Source organism: Moorena sp. SIOASIH (assembly GCF_010671925.1).
Lineage (GTDB): Bacteria > Cyanobacteriota > Cyanobacteriia > Cyanobacteriales > Coleofasciculaceae > Moorena.
On the sequence record NZ_JAAHIH010000008.1, the window covers coordinates 220,110 to 232,896 of the forward strand.

General features: G+C 43.0%; 11 protein-coding genes. 4 read left to right on the plus strand and 7 right to left on the minus strand.

Annotated features, from left to right (window positions below; translation table 11 throughout):
• Positions 1–215 precede the first annotated feature (215 nt).
• Entirely contained in the window at positions 216–431 is a 216-nt protein-coding gene (locus tag F6J90_RS39115) for a hypothetical protein (protein WP_293106993.1), read from the plus strand.
• A 759-nt stretch (positions 432–1,190) separates the two neighbouring features.
• The gene (locus F6J90_RS39125) at positions 1,191–1,418 is read left to right on the plus strand and encodes a hypothetical protein (RefSeq protein WP_293106995.1); all 228 of its coding nucleotides are present in this window, start codon (positions 1,191–1,193) and stop codon (positions 1,416–1,418) included.
• A gap of 398 nt (positions 1,419–1,816) precedes the next feature.
• On the opposite strand, the gene F6J90_RS43935 is transcribed toward F6J90_RS39125, so the two are convergent.
• The 3 genes from F6J90_RS43935 to F6J90_RS39140 form a co-directional block, all read right to left on the minus strand.
• Positions 1,817–1,969, minus strand: a complete 153-nt coding sequence (locus F6J90_RS43935) for a hypothetical protein (RefSeq protein WP_366514001.1) — start codon at positions 1,967–1,969, stop codon at positions 1,817–1,819.
• A gap of 1,102 nt (positions 1,970–3,071) precedes the next feature.
• Positions 3,072–3,809 (minus strand): peptidylprolyl isomerase, encoded by a 738-nt coding sequence (locus F6J90_RS39135; RefSeq protein WP_293106998.1) that lies wholly within the window; start codon positions 3,807–3,809, stop codon positions 3,072–3,074.
• A 2-nt stretch (positions 3,810–3,811) separates the two neighbouring features.
• Positions 3,812–4,078 (minus strand): hypothetical protein, encoded by a 267-nt coding sequence (locus F6J90_RS39140; RefSeq protein ID WP_293107000.1) that lies wholly within the window; start codon positions 4,076–4,078, stop codon positions 3,812–3,814.
• A 20-nt stretch (positions 4,079–4,098) separates the two neighbouring features.
• Here F6J90_RS39140 and F6J90_RS39145 point away from each other — a divergent pair, with 20 nt between their 5' ends.
• Positions 4,099–4,248 (plus strand): hypothetical protein, encoded by a 150-nt coding sequence (locus F6J90_RS39145; protein ID WP_293107002.1) that lies wholly within the window; start codon positions 4,099–4,101, stop codon positions 4,246–4,248.
• On the opposite strand, the gene F6J90_RS39150 is transcribed toward F6J90_RS39145, so the two are convergent.
• A complete protein-coding gene (locus F6J90_RS39150; protein ID WP_293107005.1) occupies positions 4,214–6,049 on the minus strand; it encodes an HlyD family efflux transporter periplasmic adaptor subunit in 1,836 nt (611 codons plus the stop codon). The two genes, F6J90_RS39145 and F6J90_RS39150, sit on opposite strands and share 35 nt — an antisense overlap.
• Positions 6,050–6,071: 22 nt before the next feature.
• On the opposite strand from F6J90_RS39150, the gene F6J90_RS39155 reads away from it, so the two are divergent.
• Positions 6,072–6,263 carry a hypothetical protein gene (locus tag F6J90_RS39155; RefSeq protein WP_293107007.1) on the plus strand — a complete coding sequence of 64 codons (192 nt, stop codon included), beginning with the start codon at positions 6,072–6,074 and terminating at the stop codon, positions 6,261–6,263.
• On the opposite strand, the gene F6J90_RS39160 is transcribed toward F6J90_RS39155, so the two are convergent.
• From F6J90_RS39160 to F6J90_RS39170, 3 genes are all read right to left on the minus strand, one after another.
• Positions 6,258–8,999 carry a peptidase domain-containing ABC transporter gene (locus F6J90_RS39160; protein ID WP_366514002.1) on the minus strand — a complete coding sequence of 914 codons (2,742 nt, stop codon included), beginning with the start codon at positions 8,997–8,999 and terminating at the stop codon, positions 6,258–6,260. The genes F6J90_RS39155 and F6J90_RS39160 overlap by 6 nt on opposite strands.
• A gap of 1 nt (position 9,000) precedes the next feature.
• On the minus strand, positions 9,001–9,648 hold the full coding sequence (locus F6J90_RS39165; protein ID WP_293107010.1) for a helix-turn-helix domain-containing protein: 648 nt from the start codon (positions 9,646–9,648) through the stop codon (positions 9,001–9,003).
• A gap of 1,668 nt (positions 9,649–11,316) precedes the next feature.
• Positions 11,317–12,582 carry a hypothetical protein gene (locus tag F6J90_RS39170; protein ID WP_293107012.1) on the minus strand — a complete coding sequence of 422 codons (1,266 nt, stop codon included), beginning with the start codon at positions 12,580–12,582 and terminating at the stop codon, positions 11,317–11,319.
• Positions 12,583–12,787: the final 205 nt, after the last annotated feature.

A 12,787-nucleotide genomic window follows, 5' to 3' on the forward strand; every position in this document is an offset into this window, starting at 1 on the left:
AATGCTATTTAATCACGAATTATTATTTGAGTTAATATCGACGGTTTTTTGAAATGGCATAAACCAGAAAAAAATGTATTTATTATGTCATATTTATATATGATTTTTTTATTAAAAAAATACCAAAAATGGATAGTATTCAACTATAAATCAAGCATCAATAGCTTAATTTATCATCAACACCAATCACACAAATTTATTGGAGTTAAACTCAAATGGCTAATATTAAGGTGCACGAACTCTCTTCTCTTAACCTATCTGGTGCTGAGTTGTTTAACGATTCAGAAAGCTTTATGACGGAGCTGAGCGATGAAAGTGAGCAAATGGCTATCCTAGGAGGTCTTGCTTTGAGGAAACAAAATAGTTGCGGTATATGCACCCAAGGAAAATCTATTATAATATGCGGCGGCGAGACCTTGAATAAAGCTTAAGCATTCAACAACAATTTCATGATGTAAAATATTTCAACCTTGGTTTCTGAGTGCTATTAGTTAATATCTCTCTACCTAAGGTATAAAAGTTATATTTTACACCACCTACTGCAGGTGTGATTACACCTGCAGTAGGTAGGTTTAATACCTGAAGGGTTCAGACATAATCTCAGAGCGCAACTTTCCATCCAATTCCGATTTAACAATCTCCTCCACTAAAATCAGATGCACTCCCTTAGAACTGAAAATCGGCTTAAGCAAGGCGGCTCAGTCGCAAAAACAGCAGCAGAAATTTCGGGCTTAAACTCCTGACTTTTAACAATTCCACGATATCCTCCAGAGCGACGTAACTCAGTATCCTGGATGTATTCGTGGGCAATCTCATAGAAACTTGTCTCCCCTTCATCGAACTGATAGAAAATAATTTTAGTCTTTTAGTCCAAGAGTAGTCTTGGGCTATTTTTTATGGTTTTTCTCAGCTTCACTAGTTTTGTGGACATAAATATTTTAGTTGATTACCTAAATTAGAGAGAGGTTAAGTATCAGAATACTGGGATAGGTTAATTGTGAGCTATGAATAGGTTTAGCAGTAGGTAATGACATATAATTTAATGACAAAAGTGTTTTTGATTTAGCATCAATAAGCTTTAAAAATACTAGACAGATTAAATTTAATTTGAATAGGATTAAAACAGGAATAACAAATTACTATTTTATTCCTGGTCAAGAACACAGATTAATTATTGGAGAAACATCCACATGGCTAATATTAATATCAATAATCTTTCAGCTCTTAATATGACTGGCGCTGATTTGTTTAACGATTCAGAAAGCTTTATGACGGAGCTGAGTGATGAAAGCGAACAAATGGTAATGGGTGGTTGTGAAGTTTGTGAGTTGACAGCTGTATGCGTAACTGACAGTTGTTGTCATACTCTTCAAGTATGTCTCCAGAAGACTGCAATTAATGGAGAAGCATTTGCTTGATGTGGGTATTTCAGCCTATTAATTTGCTTAAAGATGAGCTTTTGGCTCAAAATTACATAACCTATATCGAACAAGGTCTTGAGATACTTGTTTCGGTCAGTCGCTGTCCCTTTGGCTGAAGACTTAAGTACCAATTCCATAGGTAGGGTGGGCAGCAAATTTGCTCATCTCTACTCATCTCACTGATAGGGTTTTATACCAAATCCGGTTTAATTAAGACTATATTCAAAACAATCAAATTCCTTGCTTATAATTGATTTGATGATTTAGGTAAATCACCTATAATATAATAACCGGATTTGGTATTTATTATTTATTCATCTGCGTAAGTCCTGAGCTTTTAAATCAAAACAATTCGAGCAATAAATTTATAATAATAACCTAAGCAAATTGACCACTTAATCCAAATTATTAACAACTTCAACTTCCCCAATCTCTCCCTTCAACCACCCAGTAAACAAATCAGACATAATCTCAGAACGCAACTTATCATCCAATTCCGATTTAACAATCTCCTCAACCAAAATCAGATGCACTCCCTTAGAACTCACAATCGGCTTAAGCAAGGCGGCTCAGTCGCAAAAACAGCAGCAGAAATTTCGGGCTTAAACTCCTGACGCTTAACAATTCCCCGATATCCTCCAGAGCGCCGTAACTCATTATCCTGGATGTATTCGTGAGCAATCTCATAGAAACTTGTCTCCCCTTCATCAAACTGGTAGAAACTAATCTTAGTCTTTTAGTCCAAGAGTACTCTTGGGCTTTTTTTTATGGTTTTTCCCAGTTTCACTAGTTTTGTGGACATAAATGTTTTAGTTGATTACCTAAATTAGAGAGAGGTTAAGTATCAGAATACTGGGATAGGTTAATTGTGAGCTATGAATAGGTTTAGCAGTAGGGAATGACATATATTTTAATGACAAAAGTGTTTTTGGTTTAGCATCAATAAGTTTTAAAAATACTAGACAGATTAAATTGAATTTGGATAGGATTAAAACAGGAATAATAAATTACTATTTTATTCCTGATAAAGAACACAGATTAATTATTGGAGAAACATCCACATGGCTAAGATTAAGATCAACAATCTTTCAGCTCTTAATCTAACTGGCGCTGAGTTGTTTAAGGATTCAGAAAGTTTTATGATGGAACTGAATGAAGAGAGTGAAACAACCCGTATCATAGGGGCTAGTCCAGTTTGCTGCAAATGTAGTGACTACTACGTAATGCAACTAGCAGCTCAGTAAAACTTCTTCGTGGAATCTTAACAGGGAACAGAGAGTTCTAAAACCGAACTTTTGCAATATTTATGGTTCTTCAGTACCTATTATGCTAAATGTCGAGTTAAAAAACTCCAAAAGCTTACTGTACAGGGAAAATTCCGCTATTCAACTAACAAAATTTTCTGAATACGGCCTCTGACCACTGTTCCCTGTTCCCTGTTACAGACTGTTTATTTAGCATAACAAGTACGTAAGAGCCATATTTATACTTAAAATATTTCTACCTTGGCGTCTGATTGCTATTAGTTAGCATCTCTCTGCCTAAGGTAGAAATATCATAGTTAACACCACATTATGGAGGTGTTATTGCACTTTCAGAATGTGGGTTTAATCCCTGAAGAGTAAGAAGATTAGAACTCAAGCATATTTTTTAATCCAGATTATTAACAATCTCAACTTCCCCAATCTCTCCCTTCAACCACCCAGTAAACAAATCAGACATAATCTCAGACCGCAACTTCCCATCCAATTCCGATTTAACAATCTCCTCAACCAAAATCAGATGCACTCCCTTAGAACTAACAATAGGCTTAAGCAACTGTGGCGGCTCAGCAGCAAAGACAGCAGCAGAAATTTCTGGCTTAAACTCCTGACGTTTAACAATTCCCCGATATCCTCCAGAGCGGCGTAACTCAGTATCCTGGATGTATTCGTGAGCAATCTCATAGAAACTTGTCTCCCCTTCATCCAGGGCATAAAACAGTTCCATGGCTAGGTCTTTATCATCTAAAACCACTTCATAAATAACGGCAGCAGCATAATCCAGCTGATGTTCAAAGAAATAGGGTTCAACCTTATCCCCAAAGAGATGTTCAACTACCTTACCAGCCATCAAATTAGTATACACTATTTCTTCAAAATCATCTAAAGACAGACTATATTTTTGCAGCCATGCCCAAGTGTCCTCGGAATTCTCAAGTTTGTTCATTAACCGGAATTGGTCTGCTGCCTTTTGAAGTTCTTCAATCTCTACACGGATGTCAGCACTTTCAGCAGTAGCAGCAATAATCTTGCGCTTCACAATCCCTTCAATAATGTCAGGAATTTGGCAGGTTAGCTGGACTTGGTGAAGAATATCTTCAGTGGTAATCGTAATAGCTGGTAACATGATTATTTATTGGTAATTGTTAATTGGTAGGGAATAGGGAATAGGGAGTAGGGAGTAGGGAGTAGGGAGTAGGGAGTAGGGAGTCGGGAGTAGGGAGTAGGGAGTAGGGAGTAGGGAGTAGGGAGTAGGGAGTAGGGAGTAGGGAGTAGGGAGTAGGGAGTAGGGAATCGGGAATCGGGAATCGGGAATCGGGAATCGGGAATCGGGAGGTCTTGGGGGTTTCCACGACAGTTGCTGATTTTGTCTAACTCCCCACACTCCCACCCCATCCCATTCAAGTCCCCCAAACTTGGGGGATTTAGGGGGCTACTACCCACACCTCCCTCTCTTTCCCTACTCCCTACTCCCTACTCCCTACTCCCTAATAAAACCCAAGACTTTGTACTTCACCCAATTGATAATTGCTACAATTCCAAACCTCCCTGCTGCAACTTCTTAAATGGATCCAGAACTAAATCAATAATCCGACGCTGTCGGACAATGACTTCTGCTGTTGCGGTGTCTCCTGGGCGGAGAGCAATACATTCCTTTGGTGTGGGCATACAGGTTTTATTGAGTTTAATTTCTAAGTCATAAGTAGGCACTTTACCCTGCTCCGTTTCCGTCAGCTTGGAGGTTGGAGAAATTTTGATTACTTTTCCTTCTACTACTCCATAGTCTTGAAAAGGATAAGCATCAAATTTAATTTTTACTGCCATTCCTTCCCGTAACGACCCACTTTCTGAAATAGCTATCTGCGCCCGCAGGGAAAGGAAGGATCCCTGTGGAGCAATCTCGACTATAGTATCTCCAGGTTGCACTACAGCCCCGGCACTTTTGATCGGGGACTGAAACACGATTCCCTCGATCGGGGCGGCTAACATCCTTTGATTTAACTGAAATTCCAAGGATTTAATCTGACTTTTAGTCTGGGATAGTTCGGCTTGGAGGGTAGTAATTTGGGTGTTTATATTATTCAGTTGTTCCTCACTTTTTAGTAAAGCTAGCTTACCAGAATGAACTAAGGTTTTATAACTCCGTTCTTGCTCTTGCAAGCGCAGGCGAGCTTGTTTAATATCAGCCGATGCTTGATGAATCGTCTTTTCATAAGTACCTTGTTGCTCTTTAAGGCGAGACTGAGCTTGTTTTATTTCTAATTCAGTTCTGATGATAGTTTTCTGGGCTTCTTTGGCTGACTGTTGCACATCTAAAAAGCGTTCTTTTGACAAAACCCCTTCTTCATAAGCGTTTTTGTAACGGGGAATTTTTTCCTCAGCACTTTCTAAACGAATGGTTTCTAATTCATAGGCAACCTTGCTAGAGTCTATCGCCCCTCGTGCCTGCTCTATTTGTGCCAATAGTTCTTCTTTTTGTAAACTGTAGGCGAACTTGAACGCTTCCAGATTCTGCCGTGCTTGCTCGACTTGCGCCTGTTTTTCTAACTCTTGAGCTTGGTTTTGTTGCTCCTGGGTACGCAGAGCCAGTATCAATTGGTTTTTCAGCACCTCTAATTGATTCAGGCGATTCTGTTGCCCTTCTAATTTTTTTTGTTCCTGCTGAAGTTCAGTGCTAACTAACTCCGATTCCAGTTCTAGTAAGGTTTGACCAGCCGTTACCAATTCCCCTTCTTTCACCTTAATTGCTGCTACCGTTCCTGCCACGGGAGCATCAAGTTTGATAGTTTCCCCCGTAGGTTCCAATCTTCCTCTGGCTTTCCCCGTCTCATCCACCTGAGCGAATATCGCCCAAGGTAAAGCAATACCGATAAATACTATCAAAAAATACAGTAATCCCCTTGTCCAAACCTGGGGTAATGTATCAAGCAGTTCCTTAGTAGCATAAGACCAGTCATGACCCTGGAGTGCTTGCTCATTCCTAGGTTGATAAGTCGTTTCTTCGGTGAGTAACTCCTCATAGCCACGCTGGTCTGCAATAGTTTGAGTAGGACTATGTCCATTCAATGTATGATTTTCAGGCATATAGCTTTGGTATTTGAGTTGTGAACATAGGATTGATGGGAAAAGGGAACAGGGAACAGGGAACAGGGAGTAGGGAGTAGGGAGCAGGGAGTAGGGAGTAGGGAGCAGGGAGTAGGGAGCAGGGAACAGGGAACAGGGAACAGGGAACAGGGAACAGGGAACAGGGAACAGGGAACAGGGAATAGGGAGCAGGGAAGAGCCGTAGGGTGTGTTAGGAACGGGCTTGCAATCAGTTTCCGCTTCGTCGCCAGAGTTGGAACAGCCCGTTCCGTAACGCACCACTGGGTCAAACAGCTTTAATCAGATGCAAAAGGCAAGAGGCAAGAGGCAAGAGGCAAAAGGCAAAAGGCAAGAGGCAAGAGTAATCAACGAATTTTTTCCCACACCCCACACCCCACACCCCACACCCCACACCCCACACCCCACACCCCACACCCTACTCCCTATTCCCTACTCCCTACTCCCTACTCCCTACTCCCTACTCCCTGCCCTATAACTGCTGCTGATTCAGATAGAAATAATGTCCTCGCTTTGCCATTAAGTCTTCGTGAGTACCCTTTTCAATCAATACCCCTCTATCGAGCACTAAAATCAAATCAGCTTTCCGTACGGTAGAGAGACGGTGAGCAATCACTAGGGTGGTGCGGTTTTTGAGAATAGTATTGAGATTGGTCTGAATAATCCGCTCGGATTCTGCATCCAGGTGGGAGGTGGCTTCATCGAAAATTAATAGGCGGGGATTTCCCAACAGGGCGCGAGCAATGGCTAAACGCTGTCGCTGTCCCCCAGACAACATCCCTCCTCCCTCCCCAATCTCGGTTTCATAGCCCATGGGCAGTTTTTGGATAAATTCATCGGCACCGGCCAGTTTCGCTGCTGCCATAATTTCTTCTAAGCTAGCTGAGGGATAAGCCAGACCAATGTTTTCTCGAATTGTCCCTCCAAACAGAAACGTATCTTGATCCACCACACCAATTTGCTGGCGCAAGGAGCCTAAGGAAAGACTGGTGATATCCTGCCCATCAATCAACACCTTCCCATCTGAGGGAAGATACAGCCCCAACATCAGCTTGGAAATGGTGCTTTTCCCGGAACCACTGCGCCCCACTAGGGCGACCATTTGCCCTGGTTTGACCTCAAAACTAAGATTTTCCAGGACATTGGTATCACTTTCTGGGTGATAGCGGAAGGTGACCTTATCAAAACGAATGTGACCGCGCAATTGAGGTAATGATTGCCGTGCTTGATAGTGCAAATCTTCTTCTGGTTGGTAATCCAGCACATCATTGATGCGCTCCATGGCAATCACCACTTCCTGAAATTCATTCCACAGTAGCGTCAGCCGCTGGAAAGGCCTGATCACCTGACCCAGCAACATATTAAAAGCCACCAATTGCCCAATGGTGAGCTGATTTTGAATCACCAACCATGCCCCAAACCAAAGCAGTGCCGTAGTCGCTAACCCCTCGATGGTATTGCTGAAAATCTGGAGTCGATTGCTAATCACTTGCCCAGAAAAGTTAGTTTTAACCTCTTTATTTAATAACTCTTCCCAATGCCAGCGTACCGTTTGTTCAACTGCTGTAGACTTGACAGTGCGGACACCAGAAAGCACCTCAATCAGATAACTGCTTTCTTTTGCGATCGCATTAAATACTTCCCGAGAAATTCGTTTTAAAAAAGGTGTAGAAATCAACGCTAGCAGGAAAAAAGGTGGTACAATCACCAAAATTAGCAGCGCCATCTTCCAACTGTACCAAAACATCAACCCCACATAGATAAAAACTGTTAGTAAATCTAGCAGGATAGATAACGCTTCACCGGTAAGAAACCGCTCAATTTTACGATTTTCCTGAATCCGGGAGGTAATATCACCCACAAAACGAGACTCAAAGAAACCCAAAGGTAATCGCAAGGTATGGCTGATAAACCCCACAATTAGTGCTAGGTCTACTTTATTTGCGGTGTGGTCAAGTAAATATTGCCGCAACCCGGTAATCGCAACCCGAAACATAGTAAACATCAGCAATCCTAACCCGACAGCAGTTAGGGTGAGGGTGCTCCGTTGCACCACCACTCGGTCTAAAATTATCTGGGTAAATATCGGTGTAATCAGACCAAATATCTGGATCATCAGGGAAGCAAAAAACACCTCCAGCAACACAACACTGTGAGGCTTTACCAATTCAAAAAATTGCCAGAAGGAGGTCTTACTCTCTTTGGTATCCTTCAGGATTGCTGTGGGTTCCAGTAGCAGTACATAACCAGTCCAATCCGCTTTGAATTCCTGGTGGCTCAGACTTTTCTGACCAAGAGCAGGGTCAGCAATTACCACATGCTTAGGGGTAATTTCATAAACAACAATAAAGTGTTTTCCTTCCCAGTGGACAATCGCAGGTAGCTGTTGTTTTGCCAGTCGATCCAGACTAGCTTTCACCGGTCGAGTGGAAAAGCCAATACTTTCGGCTGCTGCTGATAGTCCCCGCAATGAAGCACCATTACGGTCGGCATTAGAGATATCTCGCAAGCGGTTAACACTGAATCGTTTTCCCCAATAACGACCGATCATCACCAGACAAGCAGCACCACAGTCAGAACCACTCTGTTGGGCAAAAAACGGATAGCGTCGGATCACTCGCTGCCACAAATGACCAACTTTTTGAGTAGGGCTAGGAAAGTAAGCTTTGCTAATGGTTTGCCTGGGCTTTTGGTCTCCTGAGGTGGGGATATCTTTCTTCTGCCCCACTCCTTCTACTTCCCTCACTCTCCCTTTCTTTGCTTCTGCCAAAGGACTCTCCGACGGCATCAGCAGGGAATTTTGCCCTTGGGCCTGACGATAAAAATGCTCGCGGATTTGGGGATGTTTGCTAATCAGGGGAAATAACAGTTCCGGAGTTAGATAACAGAGCTTAGTTTTGAGGGATGCTCTGGCTGAGTAAGACTCAAAAGACTCTTCTGGAAAGAAAGTACACTCCCCAAAGGAAGCTCCAGCTTGTAAGTTGGTAATTAACTCCCCCGCACTATTAATCAGTCTGACCTTTCCGGAAATCACAATATAAATGCCAGCCTCAGCATCTGTTGACTGCCAAAATTGACCGACCGTTGGCTCACGATATTTTATTTGTTTGAGACAGCGTGATACCTCTAATTCTGAAAGAGAATGCCCTAGAGTATGGGCGAGTTGCTGAGGGGAAATCAGTGGATTAGATTTAGATATATGTCGAACCATCATCTCATGCCATGTTGCTGGGATTGAATAACCAAAAACTATTGGACTCAGAGCCATTAGCGGATTTCAGGTCAGAAATTAAGATGCTGTGACCATCGTTTTCTTGTCCCCTAGCTGATTTAACCTTTCTCCGTGTTGGTATAGTCGATAATCCCATCTCCTTGAGCAATCGTTGTAGGTGACGATTGCTGAGTTCAATCCCCAATTCTTTTGCCAGATGTTTGTTTAACCAATTCACTGTCCAGCGGCGAAAGGAATAACCATAATCCCGGGGACTGTGGTTAATCAGTTCTTTCAAACGTTCTAAATACTGCTCATTAACTGCCTTGGGGCGACCAATGGGACAATCCTGCCATTGGTGAGCCATCCCACTACGAGCGATATGCATCCAATGTCTTACTGTTGCGGCACAACACCCCAAGCTTTGACAAATTTCCGTTTGAGATTTGCCCTCATCTGCCAATAACATAATTTGAATCCGCTGACGGTAGGACTCATGTAAATCCTCTTCTAGGCTTTTTTGGAGTAGTTTGCGTTGGAACGGTGTTAAATAATAACTTTGAGGAATTTTGGCGTCTTTACCTTGCTCGTTGTTCATATCAATCGGTTTTCTATTTCCCACAGCCCCAAATTGGGCATTTTTAACATTCATTGAATGTAAGCATTCAGCTATCAGCTATCAGCTATCAGCGGTCAGTAATCAGCTATCAGGTATCAGCCTATGGGTTAGGTCCGATGCGTCGAAGCCTGTGCCACCCTACTTGAGGTGCTATCAGCTGATGGCTGACGGCTGACGGCTGACGGCTGACCGCTGATATCAGCTATCAGCGGTCAGTAATCAGCTATCAGGTATCAGCCTATGGGATACGTCCCAGCCTCGAAGCCTGTGCCACGCTACTTGAGGTGCGGTCAGCCTTGAGCTGATAGCACCTCAAGTACCGTCAGCTTTTAGCTGACGGCTGACGGCTGACGGCTGACTGCTGAATGCTTACTAATGAGCTAGAAACCCTATATAGACCCCAAGACTTAAGCGATCGCAATCAACTTACAGTTCCAAGACAGATAGTTTCCACCTTGATGTAAGTAATTATTCGTTCAATAATAGTTGAATCAACTCTTGGTATTGATGGCTGAATTATCTCTCACAGAAGATTATATAAGTAGTCGGATCAAAATCAACGGTATACCATTAAGCAATCCTTAAAAATTTCCCATCTTTGATCCAACCCGATGGACTAAAAAGTTACAAATTTTAACATTAATTGAAAAACTTTGATCCAAGTACTTATCACTAAACTAGTGGTTATCTAAAAGTTATCGCTTTCACGAAAAAATTACTAAACCTTTAACTCTATAAAGCTTTGATAAAGCTTGCATAAAGGTTTGAGCAAAAAACAATGAGCAAAAAACAATGATCAGATCAAATTCCATAGTTTATTCCTTTATCCACAATGGATGTAATCTGTAATTATTGGGGGATTGGAATTAGCCACTAGCCGGAACCTTAGCAGGGATGAAGTGAGCATAACTGAAGGCTGACAAGGCTGCTTGTCACACCTGAATGCTATAGCTAGTTTTTTGATTGGAGTGGAAGCCTGAGTTAATGCATTTCCCTGGGTAAGACTTTAAAGGTGAGTGTCATACTTCACCATTTGCCACATGAGCTGAGTGTCTTGGTCGGCGAACCATGACGATGGCTGCAAACTGCTACATGTATAAGCAATGTTGAGTTGGTAGTCACGGCTTCTTTACCTATTATTCCTTAATCACAGCCAATGCTGACAGTACCCTTTTGGGTACTGTTTAATTGCACTTTCTGTGTTAAGCCAACATGCATTTATAACAGTTCTCAATTGAATGCTATTAGGACTTACCCATTTGCCCCCGTGGGTCACCCAAATCTGGTGGACTTTGACATCATTACCCCCCAGATTTGGGGGGCTAGGGGGGCGAAATCAACTTAACCGCGTAAGTCCTGGCTATAAACCACAACTAGGATTACATTCAAAATCTGAAGGGGGCTTGGGGAGAACTGGTTGAGGAAATTTTGCGATCGCATAACGTAAGCATTCAGCGATCAGCCATCAGCGATCAGCGATCAGCCATCAGCTAGCAGGCGCTTTAACTGCACGGGCTCGGATCAGTAAAACGAGCAGGGATTTTCAACCAGCCGTACCAGCACCCCCAGCTTGTTTACTACCGACCGTTGATTAGCATGATAGCTGACAGCTGACAGCTGACAGCTGACAGCTGACGGCTGTTCGCGCAGCGTGCGCGTAGCGCATATGCTTACTGCTTAACCTTTTTCCCCCACAGGAGCTCAATCTGCTAGATTAAATTGCCACAAACCATACCAATTCCTGACTGCCAACCATACTGTAGAGAGCAATCCCGCCAGGCTCAAAGTCAAACCACTGTAAGGAACCAGTAACCCAAACACAGGTAGTATCGCTCCAGCAATGGTACACACCACTGCTGCGGAAGAAGTATAACGGGTTTTCCCTAACCCCCAAACAAGTACCAGCAACACCAAAGAAATACCAGTCCAAGCCAACTGAGGATTCATCACTCGGCTCAGATAAGTCAGGGTGAGCAGACAAGCAAAGAAAATTCCCCCAGCAATCATCACATTTCGTAAGTGCAGTGGTACAGATAAATACAGCAGAAGCAACCACCACAGAAACAACCCAGGCGCTAACAACAGCAGACGAGGAATCACCCCTGTATTCCTTACTGGATCAGTAGCTGTGAATACTCCAAAGGGGTTTAGCACTGAAACATTATCGTCAAATCTCCAAGTAAACACTGTAGTTTTCCCCTCGACACTAGTCTCAGTCGGAGCAATCCCACTAGCGAAGTCAGCTTTAGGAAAATTTGTCTGTACTGTGAGGCGGAAGTTAGACACCAATTCTCTACCAGCTGTGTAAATCCACCGTGGTCCCCCTTGAGCTTGGTAGGTAACACGGAAACTGGTGGATTGACCCGGTTCTAGACGCAATGGAAAACTGTAGTTACCCGGATTGGTGGGTTTTAACCGCTCACCCTCCCGTTCTACTCGGAAATCTTGCAACAGCGAGTAGCTGTAAGGCTTTCTCACCTCAAAAAATAGCTCTTCTGCTTCTGCAAGGGAGTTGGTGACTTTGTAGTCAGCAGCAAAGTCAATGCGGTAATTATTACGATGGTCTTGGAGATTAGGAATTTGGTCAATCTTGACCTCAATATCAGAGCTACTCAGGGCTAGCCAGCGGTTGATTTGGCGAGTATCCTTGATCTGGACAGGTTTCCCTTTGATTGTAGTGGTGTAAGTATAAGGTTCCTCGATCACATAGCGAACCTGGGGTGCCGCTTGTTCCAGTCGTAACCCAGCTACGGTGTGTGCCACTTGAACTACCCGATCCTGTTCCCAATGATGGTAGCGATTGGCTAAAGTTGAACACAGAAAGAAACCTGATACTAATATTGCCAAAATCACCACCCCATGTTGGCATCCCCGCAGTAGAGCAGAATAGCGCACCACCCACTCTCCCACAAAAATTGCTTGCTCTGGCTCGGCACGGCGCAAGGCAATGCTCAGCAGCGCAATCACAATTCCTAAAGCAAGTATGAATAGCGCCAGCACTCCCAATACACTGAGTAATTTGCTGCCAAACTCAATTAACTCATGATAGATGGGTGAGATCAGGTAAGTTTGGGATACCTCGGGGACTGTAAAACATAACCAGTTGGTGTGACAATCATTTTAATCTTCTCCTACAAAGACGGTTAACTTTCATCAGGAGTTTCTGGCAAAA

Coding starts and splice junctions, on each gene's coding strand:
- F6J90_RS39125 (WP_293106995.1), top strand. CDS start 1,191: ATGGCTAATATTAATATCAATAATCTTTCAGCTCTTAATATGACTGGC.
- F6J90_RS39115 (WP_293106993.1), top strand. CDS start 216: ATGGCTAATATTAAGGTGCACGAACTCTCTTCTCTTAACCTATCTGGT.
- F6J90_RS39155 (WP_293107007.1), top strand. CDS start 6,072: ATGCAAAAGGCAAGAGGCAAGAGGCAAGAGGCAAAAGGCAAAAGGCAA.
- F6J90_RS39140 (WP_293107000.1), bottom strand. CDS start 4,078: ATGGGGTGGGAGTGTGGGGAGTTAGACAAAATCAGCAACTGTCGTGGA.
- F6J90_RS39160 (WP_366514002.1), bottom strand. CDS start 8,999: ATGATGGTTCGACATATATCTAAATCTAATCCACTGATTTCCCCTCAG.
- F6J90_RS39165 (WP_293107010.1), bottom strand. CDS start 9,648: ATGAATGTTAAAAATGCCCAATTTGGGGCTGTGGGAAATAGAAAACCG.
- F6J90_RS39135 (WP_293106998.1), bottom strand. CDS start 3,809: ATGTTACCAGCTATTACGATTACCACTGAAGATATTCTTCACCAAGTC.